Annotated in this window: 23 protein-coding genes; 9 read left to right on the top strand and 14 right to left on the bottom strand. The window is 68.8% G+C overall.

Going from position 1 to position 26,138, the window contains the following annotated elements; all coding sequences use genetic code 11:
* The first annotated feature begins 337 nt into the window (after nt 1–337).
* On the top strand, nt 338–1,357 hold the full coding sequence (locus V6M56_RS01735) for a glycosyltransferase family 2 protein (RefSeq protein ID WP_332680845.1): 1,020 nt from the start codon (nt 338–340) through the stop codon (nt 1,355–1,357).
* A gap of 6 nt (nt 1,358–1,363) precedes the next feature.
* Here V6M56_RS01735 and V6M56_RS01730 read toward each other — a convergent pair whose 3' ends face one another.
* Together V6M56_RS01730 and V6M56_RS01725 are read right to left on the bottom strand one after the other, a co-directional pair.
* Nucleotides 1,364–3,784, bottom strand: coding sequence for an exopolysaccharide transport family protein (locus tag V6M56_RS01730; protein WP_332680844.1), 2,421 nt, complete (start codon nt 3,782–3,784; stop codon nt 1,364–1,366).
* A 63-nt stretch (nt 3,785–3,847) separates the two neighbouring features.
* Entirely contained in the window at nt 3,848–4,912 is a 1,065-nt protein-coding gene (locus V6M56_RS01725; protein WP_332680843.1) for an endo-1,4-beta-xylanase, read from the bottom strand.
* A gap of 145 nt (nt 4,913–5,057) precedes the next feature.
* Between V6M56_RS01725 and V6M56_RS01720 the strand changes: the two genes are divergently transcribed.
* On the top strand, nt 5,058–6,287 hold the full coding sequence (locus tag V6M56_RS01720) for a lipopolysaccharide biosynthesis protein (RefSeq protein ID WP_332680842.1): 1,230 nt from the start codon (nt 5,058–5,060) through the stop codon (nt 6,285–6,287).
* 177 nt (nt 6,288–6,464) lie between these two features.
* Here the strand turns inward: V6M56_RS01720 and V6M56_RS01715 are convergent, their stop codons facing one another.
* The gene (locus V6M56_RS01715; protein WP_332680841.1) at nt 6,465–7,361 is read right to left on the bottom strand and encodes a DUF6492 family protein; all 897 of its coding nucleotides are present in this window, start codon (nt 7,359–7,361) and stop codon (nt 6,465–6,467) included.
* Nucleotides 7,358–8,161: a WecB/TagA/CpsF family glycosyltransferase gene (locus V6M56_RS01710; protein WP_332680840.1), complete on the bottom strand. Its 804-nt coding sequence runs from the start codon at nt 8,159–8,161 to the stop codon at nt 7,358–7,360. Before V6M56_RS01710 ends, V6M56_RS01715 begins: the two co-directional genes overlap by 4 nt.
* A 353-nt stretch (nt 8,162–8,514) precedes the next feature.
* Between V6M56_RS01710 and V6M56_RS01705 the strand changes: the two genes are divergently transcribed.
* From V6M56_RS01705 to V6M56_RS01695, 3 genes are all read left to right on the top strand, one after another.
* Nucleotides 8,515–9,972, top strand: coding sequence for an undecaprenyl-phosphate glucose phosphotransferase (locus V6M56_RS01705; protein WP_332680839.1), 1,458 nt, complete (start codon nt 8,515–8,517; stop codon nt 9,970–9,972).
* A 123-nt stretch (nt 9,973–10,095) separates the two neighbouring features.
* Nucleotides 10,096–10,842 carry an SDR family NAD(P)-dependent oxidoreductase gene (locus V6M56_RS01700; protein ID WP_332680838.1) on the top strand — a complete coding sequence of 249 codons (747 nt, stop codon included), beginning with the start codon at nt 10,096–10,098 and terminating at the stop codon, nt 10,840–10,842.
* Between the two features lie 80 nt (nt 10,843–10,922).
* Entirely contained in the window at nt 10,923–12,197 is a 1,275-nt protein-coding gene (locus V6M56_RS01695) for an allantoate amidohydrolase (RefSeq protein ID WP_332680837.1), read from the top strand.
* Nucleotides 12,198–12,300: 103 nt separating this feature from the next.
* On the opposite strand, the gene V6M56_RS01690 is transcribed toward V6M56_RS01695, so the two are convergent.
* Nucleotides 12,301–13,209 (bottom strand): protein-methionine-sulfoxide reductase heme-binding subunit MsrQ, encoded by a 909-nt coding sequence (locus tag V6M56_RS01690; RefSeq protein ID WP_332680836.1) that lies wholly within the window; start codon nt 13,207–13,209, stop codon nt 12,301–12,303.
* A gap of 201 nt (nt 13,210–13,410) precedes the next feature.
* On the opposite strand from V6M56_RS01690, the gene V6M56_RS01685 reads away from it, so the two are divergent.
* Entirely contained in the window at nt 13,411–14,031 is a 621-nt protein-coding gene (locus V6M56_RS01685; RefSeq protein WP_332680835.1) for an HAD family hydrolase, read from the top strand.
* A 79-nt stretch (nt 14,032–14,110) separates the two neighbouring features.
* Here V6M56_RS01685 and V6M56_RS01680 read toward each other — a convergent pair whose 3' ends face one another.
* From V6M56_RS01680 to V6M56_RS01670, 3 genes are all read right to left on the bottom strand, one after another.
* Entirely contained in the window at nt 14,111–14,434 is a 324-nt protein-coding gene (locus tag V6M56_RS01680) for a hypothetical protein (RefSeq protein WP_332680834.1), read from the bottom strand.
* 129 nt (nt 14,435–14,563) lie between these two features.
* The gene (gene lepA / locus V6M56_RS01675; protein WP_332680833.1) at nt 14,564–16,369 is read right to left on the bottom strand and encodes a translation elongation factor 4; all 1,806 of its coding nucleotides are present in this window, start codon (nt 16,367–16,369) and stop codon (nt 14,564–14,566) included.
* A gap of 166 nt (nt 16,370–16,535) precedes the next feature.
* The gene (locus tag V6M56_RS01670; protein WP_332680832.1) at nt 16,536–17,303 is read right to left on the bottom strand and encodes a C40 family peptidase; all 768 of its coding nucleotides are present in this window, start codon (nt 17,301–17,303) and stop codon (nt 16,536–16,538) included.
* A 238-nt stretch (nt 17,304–17,541) separates the two neighbouring features.
* Here V6M56_RS01670 and V6M56_RS01665 point away from each other — a divergent pair, with 238 nt between their 5' ends.
* On the top strand, nt 17,542–18,075 hold the full coding sequence (locus tag V6M56_RS01665; protein WP_332680831.1) for a GNAT family N-acetyltransferase: 534 nt from the start codon (nt 17,542–17,544) through the stop codon (nt 18,073–18,075).
* Here the strand turns inward: V6M56_RS01665 and V6M56_RS01660 are convergent.
* Nucleotides 18,072–18,515 (bottom strand): MarR family winged helix-turn-helix transcriptional regulator, encoded by a 444-nt coding sequence (locus tag V6M56_RS01660; RefSeq protein ID WP_332680830.1) that lies wholly within the window; start codon nt 18,513–18,515, stop codon nt 18,072–18,074. The two genes, V6M56_RS01665 and V6M56_RS01660, sit on opposite strands and share 4 nt — an antisense overlap.
* A gap of 84 nt (nt 18,516–18,599) precedes the next feature.
* Here V6M56_RS01660 and V6M56_RS01655 point away from each other — a divergent pair, with 84 nt between their 5' ends.
* The gene (locus V6M56_RS01655; protein WP_332680829.1) at nt 18,600–19,082 is read left to right on the top strand and encodes an anthrone oxygenase family protein; all 483 of its coding nucleotides are present in this window, start codon (nt 18,600–18,602) and stop codon (nt 19,080–19,082) included.
* A 12-nt stretch (nt 19,083–19,094) separates the two neighbouring features.
* On the opposite strand, the gene V6M56_RS01650 is transcribed toward V6M56_RS01655, so the two are convergent.
* From V6M56_RS01650 to recQ, 3 genes are all read right to left on the bottom strand, one after another.
* Nucleotides 19,095–19,337 (bottom strand): DUF3297 family protein, encoded by a 243-nt coding sequence (locus V6M56_RS01650; RefSeq protein ID WP_332680846.1) that lies wholly within the window; start codon nt 19,335–19,337, stop codon nt 19,095–19,097.
* Between the two features lie 63 nt (nt 19,338–19,400).
* Nucleotides 19,401–21,824: a DNA topoisomerase (ATP-hydrolyzing) subunit B gene (gene gyrB / locus V6M56_RS01645; RefSeq protein ID WP_332680828.1), complete on the bottom strand. Its 2,424-nt coding sequence runs from the start codon at nt 21,822–21,824 to the stop codon at nt 19,401–19,403.
* Nucleotides 21,825–21,942: 118 nt separating this feature from the next.
* A complete protein-coding gene (gene recQ, locus V6M56_RS01640; RefSeq protein ID WP_332680827.1) occupies nt 21,943–23,781 on the bottom strand; it encodes a DNA helicase RecQ in 1,839 nt (612 codons plus the stop codon).
* A gap of 132 nt (nt 23,782–23,913) precedes the next feature.
* Here recQ and V6M56_RS01635 point away from each other — a divergent pair, with 132 nt between their 5' ends.
* The gene (locus V6M56_RS01635; protein ID WP_332680826.1) at nt 23,914–24,429 is read left to right on the top strand and encodes a hypothetical protein; all 516 of its coding nucleotides are present in this window, start codon (nt 23,914–23,916) and stop codon (nt 24,427–24,429) included.
* A gap of 105 nt (nt 24,430–24,534) precedes the next feature.
* On the opposite strand, the gene V6M56_RS01630 is transcribed toward V6M56_RS01635, so the two are convergent.
* Both V6M56_RS01630 and V6M56_RS01625 read right to left on the bottom strand, forming a co-directional pair.
* On the bottom strand, nt 24,535–25,095 hold the full coding sequence (locus V6M56_RS01630; RefSeq protein ID WP_332680825.1) for an NADPH-dependent FMN reductase: 561 nt from the start codon (nt 25,093–25,095) through the stop codon (nt 24,535–24,537).
* A gap of 119 nt (nt 25,096–25,214) precedes the next feature.
* Nucleotides 25,215–26,027, bottom strand: coding sequence for a class I SAM-dependent methyltransferase (locus V6M56_RS01625; RefSeq protein WP_332680824.1), 813 nt, complete (start codon nt 26,025–26,027; stop codon nt 25,215–25,217).
* Nucleotides 26,028–26,138: the final 111 nt, after the last annotated feature.

The raw sequence follows: 26,138 nt of genomic DNA, 5'->3' as shown, positions 1-26,138 counted from the left end.
CCGAAGGCGGTGACCGCGTGGCCGGCGGCGCGCAGCGCCTCGAGGATCGCGGCATTGGCGATCTCGAAGCCGGTATCGGGCCTGGCGACGGGGATCAGCGTGGTGAGGAAGGCGAGGCGCACGGGTTTCCGCATCCTGAAAAGAGAGCCGAGCAAAGGGGGCAGGCTCGTGTGCGGGTCAAGCCGGTTCGGGCGGTAACCTCAACGGCATGTCACCGGCCGGGCTGTGCAGGTCGGCATCGAGCATACGGAACCTTAAAGCGAATCGGCTTCGATGCTGTCACGACGACGGAAGGCTCCGGGCCGTTCGCGGGCTCTGCCGGGGCAAGGAAGATCCAATGACGCAGCAGCTTCCAGCGGAGATCAGCGGTTTCGATACGCCCGAGACCTTCGAGATCGTGGCCCAGTCGGCGCAGGGAATCCTGGCCCATGTCGAGACCGTGGTCTGCGTGCCGACCTTCAAACGGCCGGACATGCTCGAGCGAACCCTGCGCTCGCTGGCGGCCCAGCACGGCGCCGGGCCCTTCGCCGTCATCGTCGTCGAGAACGAGGGCGAGGAGCGCGCCGGGGCCGAGCGGGCGAGCGCGCTGTTCGCGGAGGGCCTGTTCGAGGGGCTCGTCATCGTCGAGCCGCGCCAGGGCAACTGCAAGGCCTACAACGCCGCCTGGCGCTGCGCCCTGACGCGCCTGCCGGCGCTGCGGCAGATCGCCGGCATCGACGACGACGAGGAGGCCGAGCCGGGCTGGCTCGCCGCCTTCCTGCAGGCGGCGGAAGCGGCGCCGGCCGAGCTGTTCGGCGGTTCGGTGACGCCACGCTTCGAGGACCCGACGCGGGCCTGGCTCGGCGCGCATCCGATCTTCCGCTCGCATTACAGCGCCTCGGGGCCAATTCCGATGCTCTATTCCAGCGCCAACTACCTGATCCGGCGGCAGGTGCTGGAGACGCTCGGCTTCCCCTTCCTCGACGAGCGCTTCGATTTCACCGGTGGCGGCGACAGCGACTTCTTCACCAGGGCGCGAGCGGCCGGCTTCCGCTTCTGGTGGGTGCAGGAAGCAGCGCAGCGCGAGACCATGCCGGCAAGGCGCACGGAAGGCGACTGGGTCCGGGCGCGGGGCTATCGCAACGGCGCGATCTCGGCGCGGATCGAGCGGCGGCACTTTCCGGGTCCGGGCGGGCGGTTGCGCGTGCTCGCCAAGAGCCTGGCCTTGCTGGCCGCCTCGCCCTTGCGCGGCCTGAAGCTCGGCCTCGCCACCGGCTCGCTGACCATCGGGCTCTACCATGCCGAGGTCGCGCTCGGCCGGCTCGGCACCGAGTTCGGGGTCGCGGACGAGCAGTATCGCGCGCCCGAGAAGAACTGAGCCGCCTCAGACCTGATTGACGACGAAGCCGCGGATCTTGCCGGCATGGTCGCCCAGCGTGGCTGCGGCGCGCTCGAGGTCGCCGCGGCCGACCTCGCCTTCGCGCAGCACGAGGACGATGTCGTCGACCGCTTCGGCGAAGCGCTGGGTCAGCGCGTCGCTGCCGATCGCGGCGCCGTCGATGATGATCGGTCCGAAGCGGCGTGCGGCGCCGAAGAAGTCGCGGCTGATCTGGGCGGCGGTGATCGCCTCGGTCGGGCCGCGGCGCGGCAGGAAGAACAGGCCGGTGCCCTCGTCCTGCAAGGCGGCGCGCACCACCCCGGCGGCGCCCGAGACGATGTCGGCGAGACCGGCCTGTGCGTCCTCGGCGAAGCTCGCGGTCAGGCTGGCGGCGCCGAGCCCGGAATCGACCAGCATCGCCGCCTTGCCGGCGAGCGCGGCGTCGAGCGCGAGATTCAGTGCCAGGGTCGAGGCGCCGGCGCCTGGGCGCATTCCGACGATCAGGATGCGCCGGCTGGCGCTGCCGCCGGCGGCGCTCTCGAGCGCCTGGCGCAGTTCGCCGACAGCGCGGGCGAAGCTCGCCTGCGGCTTGTCGAGCGCATCGACCAGATGGCCCTTGGCCTGGAATACCGAGCGGGTCTCGTCCGGCTCGCGCCGCCAGCGCCGGTGGCGCACCGCCGGCAGCGTCGCGAGCAGCGGCGCCGCGGTCGTCGCCGGGATGTCGGGCAGGCGCTTGCCGCCGGGAATCGCGGTGAGGCGGCGCCAGCCGGCCTTGACGGGGCCCGGCGCCACCGGAGCCGGTCGCGGCGGCACGGCTTCGGCCGGCGCGGCGGCAGGCACCGCTGCGGCGGGCGCCGCGGCTTCCTGCCGGTCGTCGTGCTTGTCGTCTTGCCGGTTGTCCTGCCGGCGTCCGAAGATGCCGCCGTTCGGGCCGGCGGTCTCGCCTGGCTGTGCCGGCCGCGCCGCGCCGAGGAAGGCGAGCGCCAGCGCCAGCACGCCGCCGACGCCCGATCCGCCGATGCCGCCGAGCATGGCGATGGTCCGGCGCGAGATCCCGGACTTCTGCAGGGGCGGCATCGCCTGCGAGATGATGCGGGCATTGGTGGTGTCGATGCCGGCGAGTTCGCCGGTCTCGCGGGCGCGCTTCAGGAAGCCCTCATAGACGACGCGCGAGGATTCGACCTCGCGCTCGAGCTCGCGCAGTTCGACGGTGGCGCGCCCGGCGGCGAAATGGCCGGTCTTGAGCTGGTCGACGCGGCCGCTGAGCTGGCGCTCGGCGGCGAGCGCCCGGTCGTATTCGCTTTTCGCGGCGCGGGCGATGCGGCTGAGCTCCTCGGCGATCTGGCGGCGGGCATCGCGCACCTGCGCCTGCGCCGCGAAGAGGGCGGGATGCCGGGCGCCGAGCGAGGCGGCGAGATCGGCCTCCTTGCTCAGCGCCGCGCCGAGCTGGGCGCGCAGGGCCGTCATCGTATTGGAGGCGACGGCCTCCGGAATCGCGCCGGCCTCGAGCGCGGCGGCGCGGGTGCGCGCGATCTCGTCGTATTTCGCCTTGGCTTCGGTGACCTTGGTGCGGGCCGCGACGAGCTGGGCATTGTTGAGCGCGAGCTGCTCCTCGCTGATCGACTTGCCGCCGGCGGCGACCAGGTTGTTGGCCTCCTTGAACCTCTCGGCCTTGTTCTCGGCGGTGCGCAGGCGCGCCCGCAATTCCTCGAGGCGGCCGGTCAGCGAGTCGGTGGCGCGCCGGGCGGCGGCGTCGCGCACCGCCGCCTGGTCTTCGAGATAGGCGTTGGCGAGGGCGTTGGCGAGCCGGGCGGCCTTGTCCGGATCGCGCGAGGTCACCGAGATGTCGATGACGAAGGTGCGCTCGCCGCGGTGCACCGCGACCCTCCGGTCGAGCTCGGCCAGGGCATAGAGCATGCCGTCGCGCGGGCTGCCGGCGGCGCTGCCGAACAGGCGCGACAGGAGGCCGGGGCTGGCTTCGCCGCCGAATTCCGGATCCTTCTCGAGACGCTCGCTCTCGACCACGCGCGCCTTGATGCTGTCGGAGGCGATGATGCGCGCCTGGCTTTCGAGATAGGCGGTGATCGAGGTCGGATCGCTGCCGACCGTGGTCGGGGAGACTTCGTTCTGGAGCACGCGCAGGTCGCGCGGGTCGATGAAGAGCTGCGCCGTCGAGACGTATTTCGGCGCCATCAGCAGGCTCGCCAGCGCGGCGAGCACCACGCCCAGCAGCGCGCAGAGCAGGATCAGCCCCTTGCGCCGCCAGAGCGTGCCGATCACCCAGAGCGGGTCGGCCAGCGCCGAGAGCGGCGGCCGGCCGGCCGGAACCGATGCCGGGGCCGGCGCCGCCGCCCTTGGTGGCGGCGCGGCGGCCCGGTCGGTCTCGCCCGCTGCGTTCTCGGTGGTGAACATGACGCTACGCTTCACTCTCTTCACATCGTCCTGCGCGGCCCGGCCTGCCGGGGCCGGATCCGGCGCCTTGCCATTCGGTCAGCCCCGGCCGCGTCGGTAGCGCTCGAGCACGCGCATCATCGGCTTGGGTCGGTAGTCCTCGTCGAGCGGCAGCGGCCTCGCTTTCGCGGCGTCCTTGCGCGGGAAGGTCTCGTGGACCCAGCTGTAGCGGTCGGTCAGCCCCCAGGTGACGATAGCCTTGGGCTGGCCTGGCGTCACCACGGCGTCGAGATAGGTCGAGACCAGGCTGGCGGCGGCGCGGTCGCGCGTGGCGGTATCGGCCGGCAGCTTCCAGTCGATCACGTCGAGCTCGGTGATCTCGACGTCGACGCCGAGCTTGCCGAGTTCGCCGACGAATTTCCGCACGCCGTCGCTGTCGATCGCGTTCTCGGCATAAAGATGCGCCTGCATGCCGACGCCGTGGACCGGGATGCCCTTGTCCTTGAGCCGGCGGACGATGTCGAGGGCGATCTTGCGGCGCGCGGCGACGCCGGCGCCGGCCTCCTCGAAATTGAAGTCGTTGAGGACGAGCCGCGCCTTGGGGTCGACCCGGGCGGCGGTGCGGAAGGCGATCTCGACATGCTCGGGGCCGAGCAGGCGCTGCCAGATCGTGTCGCGATACGGCTCGCCGGGCTTCGGATCGAAGGCGATCACCTCGTTGACCACGTCCCAGGTCGCGATCTTGCCCTTGTAGCGGTCGACCACGACCTCGATGTGCCGCGTCAGCTCGCGCTCGGCTTCGGCGCGGGTCGCCATCTCCTTGGCCCAGGGCGGCAGCGCCATGCCCCAGAGCAAAGCGTGGCCGCGCAGGGCCTTGCCGTTCTTCAGCGCGAAGCCGACCAGCTCGTCCGCGCCGGAAAAGTCGAAGCGGGCGCGGTCATGGCGCAGCGCCTCCCATTTCAGGTCGTTCATCGGCACGATGACGTCGCAGAGCCGCTTCAGCGCGTCGCGATAGCGCGGATCGGCGCGGAAGGTCTCGATCTGCGCGGCCGAGCCGAAAGGGATCGGCGCGCGCTTCGGCGCCGCACCGGCACCGCCGGCGAGCGCGGCGGCGGCGAGGCCGGCCGCCCCGGTCAGCGCATCTCGGCGGGAAAAGGCTGTCATGAGGCGATCCGGCGCAACTGCGTGCCCCGGGCGGGCACAACCCTGTTTCGTTTAGGGTCGCTCAACGCGTATGGGCTAAACACGAGGCGATCTCCGCCCTGCCGGACGCAACGAACGGGCCAGCCGATCTGCCGAAACGGACCCCATGTCGCCCGACCGCGCCTCCATCGCCGCCTACCTCACCATCCTGAGCGGCTCCGCCGGCCGGCTCCTCATCTCCCTTGTCTACTTCCTCATCGTTGCGAATACGTTGACCCTGGGCGAGTTCGGCATTTTCGCCACCGCCTCGGCGACCGGCGTCATCCTCTCGCGCCTGCTCGCCTTCGGCTTCGTCTCGCCGGTCTATCGCGTCGCCACCGTCAAGCCGCATCTGCTCGGCGCCTATCTCGCCGGTTTCGCCGGGCTCGGGCTTTTGTCGCTGCCCTTGATCGCGCTCGCGGCGGCGGCGGTCTACGTCCTGCTGTTCGCCGGCAAGGTCGCGGTCCTGCCCTTCGCGCTGATCATCCTGGCCGAAGTGCTGGGCTGGCGGCTGGTCGAGCTCGTCGCCATCGTCAACAACGGCATGCGCCGCTTCCGCCAGGCCGCGCTGCTCGTCATCATCGGCGCGGGCCTGCGCACGCTTGCCGCACTGGCGTTCTACGTCAACGGCCAGGCGACGCTGGCCAGCTGGGCTGCCGCCTATCTCGGCGCGACCCTGCTTTCGGCGCTCATCGCCTTTGTCGGCTTCCTGCCGAAATCGCGCTGGCAGTTCGCGCCGGCGCTCTATCCGCGGCGCATGGCCGATGCGCTCTCGGCCGGCGCCGCCGACATCCTGTTCTATATCCAGGCGGAGCTCGACAAGCTCCTGATGCTGGCCTTCGCCGGCGAGCGCGTCGCCGGGCTCTACGCCATCGCCATGCGCGTCATCGACCTCACAGCCATGCCGGTGCGCAGCTTCAACCAGATGCTGGTGCAGAAGATCATGCAGGAGCGCGGCCTGCGGGCCGGCATGGCGCGCCGCGCTCTGGTCGAGCTCGGCATCGCGGTGATCTCGATCGCCGGGCTCGTCGCCATCATGTTGCTGCTGGCGCTGTTCCCGCGCGCGCTCGGCGGCAATGTCGCGCTCGCCTCCTATCTCTTCCTGCCGATGCTGCTGGTGCCGGCCTTCCGCAACCTCGTCGAATACCAGGCGGAACTGCTCTACGCCCGCGAGCGCACCGGCTCGCGCGTCGTGCTGCTCTGCGCCGTCGCGGCGCTCAAGGCGGCACTGATCTCCTGGGTGATGACCCGCTATGGCGCCGATGACGGCTGGGCGCTCTGGCTCAACGGCGTCTTCGGCGCGGTCTATCTTTTGTCGACGGTCTTCACCTACCGGCTGCTCGGCAAGGCGCGCTAGAGCACGCGCCGATCAGATTGCTGCGCAATCGGATCGGATCACGCGTTCTCTATCCATAGTTTAGAGGCGGATCCGATCAGGTTGTTCCAACCTGATCGGATCCGGCTCTAGATCAGGATGCGAAAAAGTGGAAACCGGTTTTTCGCAAGAATCCTGCTCTAACCTTTGAGAGCCGCTTCACTGCGCCTCGAACAGGGTCCAGAGCCGCTCGATCGGCACTTCGGTGAAGGACTGGACGCCGACCGCGACCTGCCCCGGCTCGAGCGCCTCCTCGAAGGAGCGCAAGCCCGCGAGCCCGACGACGTCCTCGTCGAACCAGTAGACCTTGCAGAGCTCGTGCGCATCCGGCCAGTGGCCGGCCTCCGCCAGTTCGCGCCCGCGTTCGACGAAATAGCCGTAGATCATGTATTCGGAGAACTGCCGGTTGGCCGCGATGGCCGAGACCCAGTCGCGCCCGGTGGTCTCTTCGATCCGCGCCATCATCGCGACGACGTTGTCGCGCCGCCAGCTCACGAGATTGTTGATGTAGTCGGCGCTCGGGAAGGAGGGTGCCGGCAAGCCGAGCAGGCGGCTGGCCAGATGGCACCAGTCGGCATGCCGCGTCATCTCGCCGGTGATGCCGTCGGGCTTGCGGTAGAGCCGCACCCCGCCCGCCGCCGCGAGGCTCGCGACATCGAAGGGCCGCAGGAAGATCATGTCCGAATCGGCGAAGAGCACGACGTCCTCGGAGCTCTTCAGCGGGAAGGCGAGCTTGCGCAATTGCTGGGCGTGCCAGCCGCGCAGCGGCGGCAGGCCGCGCGCCAGCGCGCCGATTCCGGTCCAGACGCGCCGGCGTCCGAGGCTGAGCGGATCGGGGCGCGATTTGAGCCAGCGCGGCAGCAGCGCCGATTCCGGGATCACCTTCCGGCGCGGTCCCTCCAGCGGCCTGAACAGAGCGAGGTCGCGATCCTCGACCAGCAGATAATGCATGGCATGGCCGCTGACGAAGCGGTCGACGCTGGCGCAGAGCAGCCGGCAACGCTCCAAATCGCCGGAATAGCTCGGGGTCGCGATCGCATAGCTGAAACCCGTCACGCCGGATTGCGCCCCGTGAGCCGCTGCCGCAGCACGCGCAGGAGGAAGATCGGGTTGCCGACGACATAGCGCCGCCAGAGCCGGCCCGGTTCGAGCCAGAGCCGGTAGAGCCATTCCAGCCGCAGGCGGCGGATCCAGCGCGGCGCGCGTGCGACCTCGCCGGCCAGGAAGTCGAAGAAGGCGCCGATCCCGGCGGCGACGCTGCAGTGCCGCGCATCGAGCTTGCCGGTGATCCATTGCTCCTGGCGCGGATTGCCGAAGGCGACGAGCAGCAGGTCGGGCCGCGCCTCCTCCAGCCGCGCCAGCAGGGCCGGCTCGTCCTGCGCCGGAAAATAGCCGTGCCCGAGCACCGCGAAGTCGTGGCGCGGATGCTCGGCCCGCAGCCGCGCCGCGGCGCGTTCGGCCACGCCCGGCTTGCCGCCGAGCAGCATCACCCGCAGCGGCTCGCGCCGGGCCCGGAGCAGCGCCGGCGTGAAGTCCGTGCCGTTGAGATTGGCCGGGAACGGCGCGCCATGCAGGAGCCGCGAGGCGATGTCGACGCCGATGCCATCCGGCAGGATCAGGAAGCCGGCGAGGACGGCGCGCAGGGCCGGGTCGGTCGCGGCGAGATTGGCCAGATGGGCATTGCAATAGGCCAGCCGCAGATGGCGCTTCTGCTCGAAGGCGCGCTCGATCAGCGCCAGCGCCTGATCATGCGTCAGCGCCGCGACCGGGACGCCGACGATCGCGCGCCGGGGCGCGTCGATGGCGGGCGCGCGCCCGGCCAGGGGCTGCGCGCGGGGGGCGGAGAGGACGCTCATCTCGGCTTCTGCTCGGGCGGGCATGCGGTGCCGTTCTGACGGCATCGGCGATTGTGGTGGGCGATTGTCTTGGGCGATTTGCCAAGCCGGTCAAGCCGAACCCGTCGGCACGGTGAATCGCGCCTTCCGCCGATGCCGGCCGCGGCAGCGCAGGCCGGCTCCGGGCGCTGTTCCGAAATGGCACGCCGGCGCTCCGCCGGCGCCGCCGGCCGCGGCAGATTGCTTCATTCCGGCGGGGTTTGGCAGCCGAGGGCCCGTTCACACGGCGGCACCGCCTTTGCCACCGGGCCGGGAGGGCAGGCCCGGATCGGGAGAATTGTTCCGATCCGGGCCGCCTCGGAGCAAGCCGCACGATGATGACCGTCAACGATCTGAGCTACACGGCCGCCTCGGCCGCCGACGAGCGCGCCAATGCACTGCGCCACTGGATCGGCCTGATCACCGCGCTCGTCGACGCCGCCATGGTGCTGGCGATCGTTGCCGGCATCTCGTTCGCCTATCACCTCGTTGCCTACGGCCATTTCGGCAACCACAAGATCACGGTCGAGCTCGCCTCGATGATCGCGGCGATCTTCGTCTTCATCGACGCGCTGCGCGGGCGCTACCAGCTCGGCAACTATCTCTCGACCAAGGGCCAGATCGCCTCCGCCTTCACGGTCTGGAACATGGCGATGGTGGCCTTCATCGCCTTCGTCTTCCTCGCCAAGATCGTCGACCACTACTCGCGTGCCGTGGTCATCGCGACCTATGTCGCCGGCATCCCGCTGGTGGCGCTCGCCCGCTCGGCGATCGTGCGTGCGGTCTCGGTCGCCAGCAAGACCGGCAGGATCACCTCGGAAAGGGTGTTCCTGATCGGCCGCGAGAGCGAGGTGATGTCCTTCGTCTCCCGCCACCAGCCCTGGAACATCGGCCTCGTCATCGTCGACGTCGCCTTCCTGCGCAGCAGCGATGAGCGCCGCATCAACGATCCCGCAGCGGCCCTGGCGGCCGATCTCGCGACCGCCTCCGCCCGGGCGCGCGACCTCAAGCCGGATGCGGTCTTCATCGCGCTGCCCTGGTCTGACCAGGAGACGATCGACGCCTGCGTCGACGCCTTCATGAACCTGCCGGTGGCGATCCACATGACGCCGGAGCGGATCATGGACCGGTTCGACAATCCCCATATCGTGCGCGTCGGGGCGCTCGCCTCGCTGCGCCTGACGCGCCCGGCGCTCTCCTTCATGCAGATCCTGTTCAAGCGCGTCTTCGACGTCTGCGCCGCGAGCGCGATCCTGCTGGCAAGCCTGCCGCTGCTCCTGCTGGTCGCATTGGCGATCCGGCTCGACTCGAAGGGGCCGGTGCTGTTCCTGCAGCGGCGCTACGGCTTCAACCAGGAGCCCTTCCGGATCTTCAAGTTCCGGACCATGACCACGACCGACGATGGCGAGGTGATCCGCCAGGCGACGCGCGGCGATCCGCGCATCACCCGGATCGGCCGCTATCTACGACGCTACAATCTCGACGAGCTGCCGCAGCTCATCAACGTCATCGCCGGGCAGATGTCGCTGGTCGGCCCGCGCCCGCACGCGCTCGCCCATGACCGCGAATACCAGCGCAAGATCGCGCTCTATGCCCGCCGCCACAACGTCAAGCCGGGGATCACCGGCTGGGCCCAGGTCAACGGCCTGCGCGGCGAGACCGACACCGACGAGAAGATGGAGCGCCGCATCGCCTGCGACCACTGGTACATCGACAACTGGTCGTTCTGGCTCGATCTCGGCATCCTGCTGCGGACGCTGTTCAGCCCGCGCGCCTTCCGCAATGCCGGCTGAGCGACCGGCCGGCGGAGCGACCGGCATCGCCGGGCTGCAACCCTCTCCCGTGAAATCAGGCCTTCGCGCCCGCGGGCTTTACGCTAGATTGCCCCGGCTTGATCAGGGAAGGGCATTGTTTTCATGAATCAAATCGATTTGAACGGCCGTGTCGCCATCGTCACCGGCGGTGCGCAGGGCATTGGCCGTGCCGTCGCCGAGCGTTTCGCCGGGAGCGGGGCCAAGGTCGCGATCTGGGACCTGGACGGCAAGCTCGCCAAGGAGACGGCGGCCGCGATCGGCGGCGAGGCGAGCGGGCTCGGCATCGACGTCACCGATGCGAAGGCCGTGAACGAGGCCGCCGCCGAGCTCGAGAAGCGCCTTGGCAGCGTCGACATCCTCGTCACCAGCGCCGGCATCGCCGGGCCGAACCGCAAGACCTGGGAATACCCGCTCGACGAATGGGCGAAGGTAATGCGGCTCAATGTCGACGGCACGCTGCATTGCTGCCAGGCGGTGGTTCCCGGCATGATCAAGCGCAATTACGGCCGCCTCGTGCTGGTCGCCTCGATCGCCGGCAAGGAGGGCAACCCGACGGCCTCCGCCTATTCCGCCTCGAAGGCGGCGGTGATCGCGCTGACCAAATCGCTCGGCAAGGAGCTGGCGACGCAGGACATCGCGGTCAACTGCATCACCCCGGCGGCGGCCAAGACCCGCATCTTCGACCAGATCACCCAGGAGCATATCGACTACATGCTCTCGAAGATCCCGCGCGGGCGCTTCCTGCTGCCCGAGGAGGTCGCCTCCATGGTCGCCTTCCTCGCCTCTGCCGAGAACAGCTTCACCACCGGCGGCGTCTTCGACCTCTCCGGCGGCCGCGCCACCTACTGATCCCGGCACGGCGCGAAAACCTCTGCCGCAGTGCGAAACGGCGCTGGCCACGCGGCCGGCGCCGCCACTAATATGGCGCCATGACCGCCACGCTTTCTTCCGCCACCCTTCCTTCCGCCGCCGTTCTCGGCGCCCGCGCCTTCGCGGCGCTTGCCGGCCTCAACCGCTTCAGCGACGAACCGGGCAAGCTCACCAGGCTCTATCTCTCGCCGGCGCATCGCCAGGCGGCCGAGTGGACCAAGGGTGCCATGGAGGTGGCGGGGCTGACGGCGGCCATCGACGCCGCCGGCTCGGTTCAGGGCCGGCGCGAAGGCAGGGCACCCGGCCTGCCGGCCGTGCTGATCGGCTCGCATATCGACACGGTCAAGGATGGCGGGCGCTTCGACGGCAATCTCGGTGTCGTCGCCGGCATCCTGGCGGCGCAGGCCTTGCGCGATGCCGGCATCGTCCTGCCCTTCGCGCTCGAGGTCATCGCCTTCGGCGACGAGGAGACCGTCCGCTTCCCGACCGATCTGTCGACCTCGCAGGCCCTGATCGGCGGCTACCAGCCATTCTGGCTCGACGGCATCGACGCCGACGGCGTGCGGCTGCGCGATGCGCTGGTCACGTTCGGCGGCGAACCGGCCGGCATCGCCGATCTGGCGCGCAAGCCGGGCACGCTGAAAGCCTATCTCGAAGTCCATATCGAGCAGGGGCCGGTGCTGGAGGCGGCGGACGAGGCGGTCGGCATCGTCACCGCGATCGCCGCCCAGAAGCGGGCCCGCGTCCGCGTTTCGGGCGAGGCCGGCCATGCCGGCACCGTGCCGATGGCGCTGCGCAAGGATGCGCTCGCCGCCGCCGCCGAGATGGCGCTGGCGCTGGAGGAGATCGCGCGCGGCCACGACCAGGCGGTCGGCACCGTCGGCGTGTTCCGGCCCGATCCGGGCGCCACCAATGTCGTGCCCGGCGCGGTCGATTTCACCATCGATTTCCGCGCCCCGGCCAACGAGACCGTGGCGAGCATGGACGCGGCCGTGCAGGCGCGCTTCGCCGAGATCGCCGCGCGCCGCGGCGTCGGCCTGAGCCTGACGCCCTATTCGCATTCGCTGGCGGTGCCGATGGACGAGGGACTGCAGGAGGCCTTCGCCGCCGGCATCGCCCGCACCGGCTCGAACCTGACGGCGCGGCGGCTGCCTTCCGGCGCCGGCCATGACGCCATGGTTATGGCGATGCACTGCCCCGCGGCGATGCTGTTCGTGCGCTGCGAGAAGGGCATCAGCCATTCGCCGCTGGAGAACATGAGCGAGCTCGATGCCGGCATCGCCATCCGCGTCCTGATCGAGACGGTTCTGGAACTGGCCCGCCGCGAGGGCTGACCGACAGGGCGTCATTCTCGGGCGGAGCGAAGCTTAGACCCGAGAATCTCGATCAGGAGATGCTCGGGCCAAGCCCGAAGATGACGACGCCAGCAAGGCAGGGTCAGCCCCCGGCCGCCTCGGATGCGACGATTGGCCGGCGTTCGCGCCGCGCCGGTTTCGCCGCCGGTTTGCGCCAGAGATGCACCAGGGCGAGCGCCAGCCCGGCTAGCGCGACCCAATGGCCGGGCCGCAGCGCCGTCCAGTCCTGGTAGACGACGATGTCGGCATTGGCCTGGAAGATCAGCCAGGCCGAGGCGCCGGTGGCGAAGGCGTACCAGGCCGTCTCGGCCAGCGCCGTGGCGAGGCCGACGCCGAGCGCGGTCAGGGCCAGCGACGGGAAGCCGAGCGAGATCTTGAAGCGATTGAGGCCGCGATAGGCCATCAGCAGGGCAAAGAGCCCGGCGAGCAGGACCGGCTGGGTGACGTCGATCTTCGCCTGCAGGGCGAAATGGAACAGGCCGAGCATCGCGATCAGGTAGACGAGGCGGTGCAGAAGCTGCCAGCGGGCCGCGCCGAGCCGGCGGATCATGCCGTCGGTTGAGGTCACGCCGAGTGCGACGAGGCCGGTCAGCGCCGTGATGCCGACGACGAGATAGAAGCGCTTGACGATCTCGGAGAGGATCAGCCCCCAGTTGAAGGCGAGGTCGATGCAATAGAGCGACAAATGCGCCAGGGCGTAGGCCAGCGCCGAAAGCCCGAGCATGCGGCGGATGCCGATCAGCGCGTTCCAGTCGAGGATGCGGCGCAAGGGCGTCACCGCGAGCGTGATGACGAGGATGCGCAGCGCCCAGGTTCCGGTGTCATGTACCGCCTGCGTCCACGGCTTGGAGCCGAGCTGATGCGCGAAGGCCTGGAAGACGAGGATCGCGGCCGGGACGAGGACCAGCATAAAGCAGGCGGCCCGGAGCCTGTCGAAGCGCCCCTTCCGGTCGTTCCAGGGCCAGTAGCTCGCTGCAGCCGCCAGTGTCATGCGCCGTCCCTTCGCCTCCCTGTCCATCCCGATACGCCAGTTTCCGCGCCGGCGTCACGCACGTCTGCGCACAAGGGCGTGAGTCGGACGCTGCCTCGCCTTCCCGTCGAGAAAAGGATCGGGCTTTCCTGGAGCCGCGCTTCGCGATTCTATCCAGGAACGGGTTGCGGCGAATCGCCGGCGCTTGAATGGAGGAACTCGATGTCGCGCAGTCCGAAGGTGGTTTTCGATGTCGGCAATGTGCTGCTGCGCTGGGATCCGCGCCATCTCTACCGGCAGCTGATTCCCGATGCGGGCAAGCGCGACTGGTTCATGGCCAATGTCTGCACTGCGGCCTGGAACATCGAGCAGGATCGCGGCCGGCCGTGGGCGGAAGCCGTGGCCGGGCTCGCCGCCGAGCATCCGGAATGGGCGCGCGAGATCAATGCTTTCGACGAGCGCTGGCACGAGACCGTGCCGGGCGTGGTCGAGGACAGCGTCGCGGTGCTGGCGGAGCTCAAGGCCAAAGGCGAGCCGGTCTACGCCATCACCAATTTCTCGCGCGAGAAATGGGCGGAGTGCCTGATCCGCTTCCCCTTCCTGCGGAATTTCGACGGGGCGGTCGTCTCGGCGCATGAACGGCTGCTCAAGCCCGATCCGGCGATCTACCGCGTGCTGATCGAACGCTACGGCCTTGAGGCCGGCGATTGCATCTTCATCGACGACAGCGAGAAGAACGTGCTGGGCGCGCGCTCGGTCGGCATGCAGGGCCTGCATTTCGTCGAGCCGATCGACCTGCGGGCGCAACTGCGGAGTATGGGAGTGGCACTCGCGCCGGCATGAGCCCCGCCTCTTTCCCGGCAAGGGCCGCCGGGAAAGAGTTTTAGGGACGCCTGCCGACCAGCGGCTGCGCGCCCGCCAGTCAAAAGCGGCTATAGGGCCGGTAATAGCGCCGGCGATAATAGCGGCGATAGGGCCGGTAGTAGGGCCGATATCCGTACCTGTAGGGCCGGTATCCATAATAGCGGCGGCGCCGATAGCGCCGATAGCGCCGGCGCGGACGGCCGTAATAGTACTGCGCGTACTCGGCCTCGGCCTTGTCCAGCGCGGCCGCGTCGGCCTGTGGCAGGGTCTCGGGGCCGGTTGTCTCGGGCCCGGCATCCTTCGCGGCGGCTGCCGCGATCCCGCCGAGACCTGCCATGGAAAGCCCGCCGATCAGGCTCGCGAGGAATGAGCGTCTGTCCACGATGATGTCCTCCGACTGCGCCTCCGCCGGCCAGGCCGGATAGGAGGCTACCGGGTCAACACCGCGGAGGCGGGCGTGGTTCCATCGGGACTGCGGCGGACGAGCGGGCGCGGCGTCGGCCGCGCCGTCTCACGAATCCATCTTGAGGGCGGCGATGAAGGCTTCCTGCGGGATCTCGACCCGGCCGAACTGCCGCATCTTCTTCTTGCCTTCCTTCTGCTTGTCGAGAAGCTTGCGCTTGCGCGAGGCGTCGCCGCCATAGCACTTCGCGGTCACGTCCTTGCGCAGCGCCCGGATGGTCTCGCGGGCGATGATCTTGCCGCCGATGGCAGCCTGCACCGGAATCTGGAACATATGCGGCGGGATCAGCTCCTTGAGCTTCTCGCACATGGCGCGGCCGCGGGCGTCGGCACGCGAGCGGTGGACCAGCATGGAGAGCGCGTCGACCGGCTCGGCATTGACCAGGATCGACATCCGCACGAGATCGCCCTCGCGATAATCGGTGATGGCGTAGTCGAAGGAGGCATAGCCCTTCGAGATCGACTTCAGCCGGTCGTAGAAATCGAACACCACCTCGTTCAGCGGCAGGTCGTAGACCACCTTGGCGCGCGAGCCGACATAGCCGAGGTCGATCTGCAGGCCGCGCCGGTCCTGGCAAAGCTTCAGCACCGAGCCGAGATACTCGTCCGGGGTGAAGATCGTGGCGCGGATCCACGGCTCCTCGATGAACTCGATCTTCATCACGTCCGGCATGTCGGCCGGATTGTGCAGTTCTAGCTTCGAGCCGTCGCGCAGCTTGAGATGGTAGACGACCGAGGGCGCCGTCGAGATCAGGTCGAGATTGAACTCGCGCTCGAGCCGCTCCTGGATGATCTCCAGATGCAGCAGGCCGAGAAAGCCACAGCGGAAGCCGAAGCCGAGCGCGGCGGACGTCTCCATCTCATAGGAGAAGCTGGCGTCGTTCAGCCGCAGCTTCGACATCGCCCCGCGCAGGATCTCGAAATCGGCGGCGTCGACCGGGAAGATGCCGCAGAACACGACCGGCTGCACCGGCTTGAAGCCCGGCAGCGGCTCGGCCACCGGCTTCTTGTCGTCGGTGATGGTGTCGCCGACGGCGGTGTCGGCGACTTCCTTGATCGAGGCGGTGAAGAAGCCGACCTCGCCGGGCCCGAGCTCCTTCACTTCCAGCATCTTCGGCTTGAACACGCCGACGCGGTCGACGCCATAGGAGGCGTTCGCCCGCATCATTCGGATCGTCATGCCCTTCTTCAGCACGCCGTCGATGATGCGCACCAGCACGACGACGCCGAGATAGGCATCGTACCAGGAGTCGACCAGCAGCGCCTTGAGCGGCGCCTCGAGATCGCCCTTCGGCGCCGGCAGCTTCTGGACGATCGCCTCGAGCACGCCCTCGATATTGAGGCCGGTCTTGGCCGAGATCGGCACGGCTTCCGAGGCGTCGAGACCGATCACGTCCTCGATCTGCTGCTTGATCCGCTCGGGCTCGGCCGCCGGCAGGTCGATCTTGTTGAGGACGGTGACGATCTCGTGATTGGCGTCGAGCGCCTGGTAGACATTGGCGAGCGTCTGCGCCTCGACGCCCTGCGAGGCGTCTACGACCAGGAGCGAGCCCTCGCAGGCCGCCAGCGAGCGCGAGACCTCATAGGCGAAGTCGACATGGCCGGGGGTGTCCATCAGGTTCAGGATGTAGCTCTTGCCATCCTTGGCCTGGTAGTCCAGCCGCACGGTCTGCGCCTTGATGGTGATGCCGCGCTCCTTCTCGATGTCCATCGTATCGAGAATCTGCTCGCTCATGTCGCGCGCCGCGACCGTGCCGGTCTGCTGGATCAGCCGGTCGGCGAGGGTCGACTTGCCGTGGTCGATATGGGCCACGATCGAGAAGTTGCGGATGTTGTCGAAGCTGCGGGTGCTCATCGGCCGCAGATAGCAGCGTAAGCCCGTTGCGCCAAGGGTTTGCGATGCCTCGTGGAGGTTTCGGCGAATTTACCCGCCAGCCCTCATCCTTCGAGACGCAGCCTGCGGCTGCTCCTCAGGATGAGGGCTCAGGGAGTTCAAATACGGTTGCTTCGGCGCGGCCGCTCTACTCCGCCGCGAGCAACTGCTCCTGCGCCCAGTTCAGCGCCTTGTAGTCGAAGCCGGATTCCAGCGTCGGCTTGACCACGGCGAAATAGGGCGAAATGTCGAAATCGCGCGGCATGTAGAGCGAATGATGCCGGATGTGCAGGACCTCCTGGTAGTCCTGCTCGTCCATCGCCCGGGCATATTCGACCGTCGGCAGGACCGGGTAGCGCGCCGCCTCGAACGCCTTGGCGATCAGCGTCGAGCAGATCGCCCGCGTCGGATCGCCGGAGCCGAGCGCGATCATCCGCCTGCGCCAGCCGGCCGGCGCCCAGGGAATCGGGATCAGCCAGCGCGCCAGGTCGAGGATGTTCTTCAGGTCGTATCGCGTGCCGAGCCGCGCGAGCACGTAGTCGACGACGATGCCGCGGCCCTCGCGGTCGAGCGCCTGCGGCCGGCAGATGCGGGTGCCGAAGGCGCCGTATTTCGACAGGGGCGAGAGCACGCAGCCGACATCCATCTCGACCTCGGCCAGCTCCAGCGGCTCGCCCTCGGGGCTGAACTGCCCGGTCTCGCCGACATAGAGCGCGGCATGCGACCAGGTCGACTGCGTCAGGTACTTGATCGCGGCCGAGACCTTCATGCTGCCCTCGACCAGGAGCACGTCGCCGGGCCTGAGCGCCGCCCTCATCCGCGCCAGCGCCTTGGCGTCGACCGGGCCGCTTTCCGGCCGGCCGCGGGTGATGAAGCGCACCACCGAGCGGCCGAGATATTCCAGCCCCCTGTTCATCGACGCCTCCCTGCGCTGGCGCCGTCCCGGCGTCTTCCGCGTCCAGCAAACCGCAGCGACGTGACTTTTTCGAAAATCACCTGACGGGTTTGCTTGCGGAAGGACCGGAATCGCCAAACGTCGTAAAATCCGCGTTGACGCCGGCACCGCCTCGGCACATGCCATGTCCATCATGTTGGAATAAATCCTGCATAGTAGATCGCGCGAGCTGTGTGCGGGCTGATCGGAAGGGGAAGCGATGGCGGAACATCAGGCGGTGACGATCGAGAATCTGGATGGCGCCGGGGCCGATGCGGCCATTCCGGCGTTGACCGGGATCCTGCGCGACGTGGTGGCCAACGGCGCCTCGGTCGGTTTCATGGCTTCCAGCACTCCGGCCGATTTCGAGCGCTTCTGGGCGGGCATTGCCGAGGAGGTCCGGGCCGGTCGCGTCCTGCTCTTCGTGGCCCGCAGCGCCGAAGGCATCGTCGGCACGGCGCAGCTTCACCCCATCGCCAAACCCAATCAGCCGCACCGGGCCGAGATCGCCAAGGTGCTGGTGCATTCGAGCGCCCGGCGGCGGGGCATCGGCGAGGCGCTGATGCGGGCGGCCGAGGCGGCGGCGCTCGCCATGGGGCGGGACCTGCTGGTGCTCGACACCGACGAGTCCGGCCCGGCGCGGCGCCTCTATAACCGTCTCGGCTGGACCGAGATCGGCACGATCCCGCGCTATGCGCTGATGCCGGACGGCCGCGATTGCGGCTCGACCTTCTTCTACAAGGCCTTGGGTTAGCTGAGCTCCGCGCTCCGCGAGAGCGAACCGACGATCCGTCGCAGGCCGGCGAGCAGAGCCTCGCGCTCGGCCTCGGAGAAGCCGGCGAGTGCCCGGGCATTGACGCCCTTGGCGGCGGCGAGTGCCGGCTCCTCCAGCGAACGGGCCCGGGCCGTGAGCTGGATACGGCGGGTGCGGGCATCGCTCTGGTCGGGGCGGCGCTCGATCAGGCCGTCGCGCTCCATCCGCCCCAGCGTCGCCGCCATGGTCGCCTGCTCGACATCGAGCCGCCCGACCAGGCCCTTCTGGGTCAGGCCTTCCTCGCGCCAGAGTTCGAGCAGCACCATGAACTGCGCCGGGGCGAGGCCGAGCGGGCGCACCGCCTCGGCGAGCTCGCGCGCGAACAGCCGGGCGACGTGATTGGCGAGATATCCGGCCGAGCCGGTCTGGAAGGAGGTCATCGGGGAATCGCGTTTCGCCCAGAGTGCAGTTGAACAGCATGCTATGCAATGATACATAGCATGCTGTTCATCGGAGTTATGCCCATGATCCAGGCAGCTTCCTCCGTCCATACCGACCGGTCCCGCGGCAGCCTTGCCGGGCTCTCGGCGCTGATCCTCGCGACCTTGTTCGCCGGCGCGGCGGTCTACATCCTGGTGGCCGAGCAACCGGCACGGCTCGCGCTCGACGAGGCGCCGCTGCTGCTGCAATGGCAGGAAAGCTATCCGCGCGCGGCGCGGATGCAGGCCGGGCTCGCCGTGCTGGCCGGAATTGTCGGCGGTCTTGCCTTCTGGCGCAGCCGCGACCCGCTCTGGCTCGTCGGGGCGGTGCTGATGCTCGCCAACCTGCCCTTCACGCTGATCGTCATCGCGCCGGTCAACGACGCCTTGCTGGCATCATCGCTCGATCAGGCCGGTACGGCCAGCCGGGCGCTGATCGAGCGCTGGGGCTCATTGCATGCCTGGCGCGCCGGCTTCGCCCTGCTGGCACTGGCGGCTTACGCGGGCGCACTGATCCGGGCGCGCTGAGGCGGCTGCCTACTACTCCGCCTTGCGGAAATAGGGCTCGACATCGCCCTTGAGCTTGACCGTCATCGGGTTGCCGTGGCGGTCCTTGGCGTTGCCGGCGGTCAGGCGCACCCAGCCCTCGCTGACGCAATACTCCTCGACATTGTTCTTCTCGACGCCCTTGAAGCGCACGCCGATATCCCGCGCGAGCAACTCCTCGTCATAGAACGGGCTGTTGGGATTCGAGGAGAGCCGGTCGGGCAGGGTATCGGTCATCATGCGGTCTTTCGTTCGGCGTTGCTGCCGGGCCGGTAGCAGGCCCGGGGCCCGATGGCAAAATCAGGTGTCGACGGTCGCGTTCAGGGCGTTGGCCTGGATGAACTCGCGGCGCGGCTCGACGACGTCGCCCATCAGCTTGACGAAGAGGTCGTCGGCCTCGTCGTTCTGGTCGTTCTTGACGCGCAGCAGCGAGCGCACGTCGCGATCGAGCGTCGTCTCCCAGAGCTGGCCGGGGTTCATCTCGCCGAGGCCCTTGTAGCGCTGCAGCGAGACGCCCTTCTTGCCGATCGAATTGACCGCGTCGAACAGGTCGCTCGGGCCGTTGACGAGATGGTCGTCGCCCTTGCGGCTGAGCACGCCCGGCTTGGCATAGGCCTCCCGCAGCGAGGCTGCGGCGGCGTCGAGCTTGCGCGCCTCGGCGCTGGCGAGCAGGCCGGCATCGAGCGTCGCCACCTGCTTCACCCCGCGCACCAGCCGCGAGAAGACGAAGCCGCCATCTGCCACCTTGCCCTCCCAGCCGCGCTCGATCTCGTCCGAAACCGCGTCGAGCCGGCGCGCCACATAGGAAGCGGCCTCGTTGAGCTCCGTCTCGCTCTGCCCATCCTGTGGGCGCAGCACGCCGGCGATCGCGGTCTGCTCGACGACGCGGCGGTCATAGCGCGAATGCAGCTGCGAGAGCGTGTTGCGCACGCCGCGCGCCTCCTCGATCAGGGCGCGCAGGTCCGGGCCGCCGCGCTCCGCCCCGTCGCCGGTGCGGAAGACGGCGCCGTCCAGCGCCGAATCGACGAGGTAGTCCTCGAGCGCGCGCTCGTCCTTGAGATAGGTCTGCGACTTGCCGCGCGCCGCCTTGTAGAGCGGCGGCTGGGCGATGAAGAGATGGCCGCGCTCGATCACTTCCGGCATCTGCCGGTAGAAGAAGGTCAGGAGCAGGGTCCGGATATGGGCGCCGTCGACGTCGGCGTCGGTCATGATGATGATCTTGTGGTAGCGCAGCTTCTCGATGTTGAACTCCTCGCGGCCGATGCCGGCGCCTAGCGCCGTGATCAGCGTGCCGACCTGCTCGGAGGAGAGCATCTTGTCGAAGCGCGCCCGCTCGACATTGAGGATTTTGCCGCGCAGCGGCAGGACGGCCTGGTACTCGCGCGCCCGGCCCTGCTTGGCCGAGCCGCCGGCCGAGTCGCCCTCGACGATGAAGAGCTCGGACTTGGCCGGATCGCGTTCCTGACAGTCGGCGAGCTTGCCGGGGAGGGAGGCGATGTCGAGCGCGCCCTTGCGGCGGGTGAGGTCGCGAGCCTTGCGGGCCGCCTCGCGCGCGGCGGCCGCTTCGGCGACCTTGCCGACGATGGTCTTGGCCTCGTTCGGATGCTCCTCGAGCCAGGTCGACAGCGCCTGGTTGACGACGTTCTCGACGACCGGGCGAACTTCCGACGAGACCAGCTTGTCCTTGGTCTGCGAGGAGAATTTCGGGTCCGGCACCTTGACCGAGACGATCGCCGTCAGGCCCTCGCGGCAATCGTCGCCGGTGAGCGAGACCTTCTCCTTCTTGGAGATGCCGGAGCTTTCGGCATAGCCGGTGACCTGGCGCGTCAGCGCGGCGCGGAAGCCGGCGAGATGGGTGCCGCCGTCGCGCTGCGGGATGTTGTTGGTGAAGCAGAGCACGTTCTCATGGTAGGAATCGTTCCACCAGAGCGCGACGTCGACGGTGATGCCGTCCCTCTCCGAGGACAGCATGATCGGGTTGGCGACGATCGGCGTCTTGGCCCGGTCGAGATAGCGCACGAAGGCCTCGACGCCGCCCTCGTACATCAGTTCCTCGCGCACGACCTCGGCATGGCGGGCGTCGGTCAGGACGATGCGCACGCCGGAGTTCAGGAAGGCGAGCTCGCGCAGCCGGTGCTCCAGCGTCTTGTAGTCGAACTCGATCATCGTGAAGGTCTGCTGGCTCGGGGTGAAGGTCACCTCCGTGCCGCGCTTGTCGCCGGCCGGCCCGACGATCTTGAGTGGCGCGACCGCGTCGCCGTGATGGAACTCGATGAAATGCTCGTTGCCGCCGCGCCAGATCCGGAGCTTCAGCGAGATCGAGAGCGCGTTCACCACCGAGACGCCGACGCCGTGCAGGCCGCCGGAGACCTTGTAGGAGTTCTGGTCGAACTTACCGCCGGCATGGAGCTGGGTCATGATGACCTCGGCCGCCGAGATGCCTTCCTCGCTGTGGATATCGGTCGGGATGCCGCGGCCATTGTCGGTGACCGTGACCGAACCCTCGGCGTTGAGCGTCACCGTGACGAGGTCGGCATGGCCGGCCAGCGCCTCGTCGATGGCGTTGTCGACCACCTCATAGACCATGTGGTGCAGGCCCGAGCCGTCATCGGTGTCGCCGATATACATGCCGGGACGCTTGCGCACCGCGTCCAGGCCCTTGAGAACCTTGATGGAATCGGCGCCATAGGCGGCATCCTCGAGGTCGCGGGCAGCATCGCTCATAATGAGGTCCTTCGGCGGGCGAGCACGCGCCCGCGATGATCTTGATTCGTCAGGATAATATAGGCGTTCAGGATGGCTTTTTCACGTGCGTGCGCGTGCGTACGCGAGCGGTGCCGATTTAGCCAGCGAATGTCGCGATCGCCTCCACGAAGGCCTCGCCATATTGGCTGAGCTTGCGCTCGCCGACGCCCTCGATGGCGCGCATCTCCTCCAGCCCGAGCGGCCGCTCGCGCGCCATTGCGATCAGCGTCCGGTCGGTGAAGATGATGTAGGCGGCGACGCCTTCCTCGCGGGCGAGCGAGAGCCGCAGCTGGCGCAGATGCTCGAACAGCGCGGCGGTGCCCTCGTCGAGCCCGTCGGCGCGGGCCGCCTCGCGGGCGCCGCGCCGCGAGCGCCGCTCGGCATGCGGATCGACCCTGAGCGCGATCGGCTCGCGCCCGAACAGGATGTCCTCGCCCTTGCCCGTAAGGCAGAAGCCGCCATGCTCGACGCTGGCCTCGGCCAGCGCGCCGGCGGCGAAGAGCTTTCGCGTCAGCGCGGTCCAGGCGCTCTTCGGCTTGTCGTTGCCGACGCCGAAGGTCTTCAGCCCGTCATGGTTCTGGCGGCGGATGGTGTCCGTCATCGTGCCGGTGAGGATGTCGGCGAGATGTGCGGCGCCGAAGCGCTGGCCCGAGCGCGCCACGGCCGAGAGCAGCTTTCGCGAATCGAGCGTGGCATCTGTCAGCTCGGGCGCTTCCGGCCCGCAGAGATCGCAGCGGAACGGCGCGGCTCCATGCCGGCAAGGCGGCGTCTCCTCGCCGAAATAGGAGAGCAGCGCGCTGCGCCGGCAGAGCGCCGATTCGCACAGGTCGATCATCGCGTTGAGGCGCTTGTGCTCGATGCGGCGGCGCTCCTCGTCGATCGCCTTCTCGTCGATCTGGCGCCGGCGCAGCGCCATATCGTCGATGCCGTAGAGGGTCAGCGTGTCGGCCGGCAGTCCGTCGCGGCCGGCGCGGCCGATCTCCTGGTAATAGCCCTCGATCGAGCCCGGCATGTCGGCATGCACGACGAAGCGGACATCGGGCTTGTTGATGCCCATGCCGAAGGCGATCGTGGCGCAGACGACGACGCCGTCCTCCTGCAGGAAGATGTCCTGGTTGCGGTTGCGCTCGGCCTGCTCCAGCCCGGCATGGTAGGCATAGGCCTTGTAGCCCTTTTCGCGCAGCCCTTCGGCCAGCCGCTCGGTGCGTCCGCGCGACGAGCAGTAGACGATGCCCGAGCCGCCGCGATGGCCTTTCAGGAAATCGGCGATCTGCCGGCGCGGCTGGTCCTTCGGCGCGAAGGCGAGCTTGAGGTTCGGCCGGTCGAAGGAATGCAGCACCAGATGCGGCGGCTGCGGGAAGAGCTGCTGGGCGATGTCGGCCTGGGTCTGGCGGTCGGCGGTCGCGGTCAGCGCCGTCACCGGAACATTGCCGAGCGCCTCGCGGACCCGGGACAGCAGACGGTATTCGGGCCGGAAGTCGTGGCCCCATTGCGAGACGCAATGGGCTTCGTCGATGGCGAGCCTTGTGACGCCGAGCCGGCGGAGGCGCCCGACCAGCCCCTCGCCGGCAAGCCGCTCGGGCGAGACGAAGAGCAGGCGAAGCTCGCCGGCATTGAGCTTGTCCCAGGCCGCACCCGCCTCGGCCTCGCTGTTCATCGAGTTGAGCGAGGCGGCGGCGACGCCGGCGCGGGTCAATTGCCCGACCTGGTCGCGCATCAGCGCGATCAAGGGCGAAACCACCAGCGTCAGCCCGCCGGTGACCAGCGCCGGCAGCTGGTAGCACATCGACTTGCCGGAGCCGGTCGGCATCACCGCGAAGACGTCGCGGCCCGACAGCGCGGCTTCGATGACCTCCCATTGCCCGGGGCGGAAATCGTCATAGCCGAAGGCCGACTTGAGGATCGCGCGGGCCTTTGATTCGCTGGGCGACGACATGGTCCCGGATGTGCCGGATTCGGCGGCGGAAGGCCAGCCGCGCCGCGATTTTCTCCCCGACCCATGCAAGACGCGGCTTGATCGCAAGGCGGCTGCGCCCCACGCTGCCTGTTCCGGGAAAGAGAGCCTGCCATGCGCCTGCCCTTGATCTTCGCCCTGATGCTTGCCGCCATGACGGCGCAGGCGCGCCCCCTCGAACTGGAATTGCCGCCGAAGCAGGCGGCCTGCTGGGAGCGCAGCTACGACGCGGTCCATCTCGCCAGCCATCCGCGGCAGAAGCTCGCGAAGATCCGGCTGCTGCACAGTCCGGAGATCTGGCAGCCGGGCGAGGGCGGCAGCGTCTACGTCATGCTCTACATCAATCTGCGCGAGCGCGTGAAACCGGCGCAGGGCTTCGACTATCAGCTCAGCGGCTTCTGCCGCGCCGCGGGACAGGGTCTGCATTGCGTGCCGGAATGGGAGGCGGGCAGCTGGCGGATCGGGCGCGGGCCGAACGGCACGCTCGACATCCGCAATGCCGGCATCATCGCCAATCCCAACCCCTACGACGCCGAGGAGGTGGCCGACGGGGCGGTGCGCATTCCCGCCAGGCCCGATGACGGCACCTGGCGGCTGTCGCCGGCGAGCGGGAAGTGCGAGCTGGAGTGAACCAGCGCCGCCGTCATTGCGAGGAGCGAAGCGACGAAGCAATCCAGAAGCGGCCGAGCGAGACCTCCTGGATTGCTTCGCTGACGCTCGCAATGACGGCCGGTGTCAAGGCGCCATGCCCGCGACCTTCACCAGCCTCGCCACCAGCTTGTCGAGGAAGCTCGCAGTGCGCCGGTCGGCAAGCTCGCCATCCTCGCCATAGGCCTTGTCGGCTCCGGCGACGGCCAGCATCTCCGGCACCAGCAGGGCGCCGAAGCCGAGCTCGAGCACGGTGCGCAGCTGCGTCAGGCAGCGATAGGTGCCGAGACTGCCGGCCGAGGCGCCGCCGATCGCGACCACCTTGCCCCTGAGGCCGGGGCCCCCGGAGCGCACGATGCTGATCCAGTCGAGCGCGTTCTTCAGCGCCGGCGGGTAGCCGGCATTGTATTCCGGGCTGGCGATGAACAGCCCGTCATGCTCCTCGACGAGCTTGGCGAGCGCCTTCGCCTCCGGCGGCGGATCGTTGTCGAAGGCGCGGGCATCGACCAGCGGCAGGGGGTAATCGCCGAGCGAGATCTGCGTCACCTCGGCGCCGGCGGCGGAGAGCTTCTTCGCGACCAGCGTCGCCAGTCGCGTGTTCATCGAGCCCGGTCGCCAGGAACCGGCGAAGACGAGGATTCTTGGCATGGTCGGGCTCCGGCAGGCGCGCAAGGGCAGGCACGAAAGGGCAGGCAGGGCGCACAAGCGCGTCCCTTCAGCATGCGCCGGCGATGGCGGCATGCCCAGCGATGGAATGGCGGGAGGGCTCAGGCCCTGGCGCGGCGATAGACCCAGACGCGCGCCGGCGGGATGTTGCGCAGCACCCAGTCGGAGACCTGGGCCTTGAGCCCCGAGCCCTTGCGCGGCACCGGCGAGATCACCGCATAGGTGAACTGGATGAAGGGCGCCCCGGGCTTGAGGACGTTGTCGAAGGCGTCCTGCACCAGGTCCGTGCGCTCCGCCGGCGGCTTGTTGAACAGGGGCAGCGAGGAAACCACCGCGCTCGCCTTTTCGGGCAGATGCCCGCCGAGCGTCGTCGAGAGCGCATAGGCGTCACCTTCGACGATCACGGCGCGCGGAAAGCGCCGGCGCAGCAACTCGCAGAATTCCGGGCTGAACTCGACCAGGATCAGCCGGGCCTCGTCGATTCCCCGGGCGATCAGCGCCTCGGTGACCGGCCCGGTGCCGGGGCCGATCTCGACCACCGGCCCTTCCGCCTGCGGGTCGACATAGGAGGCCATGCGCTTGGCCAGGAACGGGCTCGAGGGCGCCACCGCGCCGGTGCGGCCGGGCGAATCGATCCAGGATTTCAGGAAGCGGGCATCGTCGCCGAACTTGGCGCGGGCCTCGTCGGCAGCCTTGCGGACGCGCGTCTTCAGCTTGCCGGCGGTATTGCGGACCTCGTCCTCGACCTTGTAGCGCGCCGTCGCCACCCGCAGCCTGGCCTCGGCGACACTGTCGGCCAGATCGGCCGCGGTCAGGCGCACCTCGTCCTCGAGCCTCGCCGCGACGGACGAATGCCCGAGGCGCGTGGCGAGGGAGACGTTGCGCGGCCGCGAGCCGGGAGCGGAGTGGACCATAGAACCTCGAACGACGCGTCGCGGATCCGTCGGTGCCGGGATGGCCGCGACGGAACTGTGACGTTACGCCGCTGTCATATGGGGTCAAGAGGCCTGCGAATCCAGCGCTTT

It is taken from the genome of Allobosea sp. (assembly GCF_036675845.1).
Lineage (GTDB): Bacteria > Pseudomonadota > Alphaproteobacteria > Rhizobiales > Beijerinckiaceae > Allobosea.
Note: the sequence above shows the minus strand (reverse complement) of the source record. Positions and strands in the feature narration are given on the sequence as shown.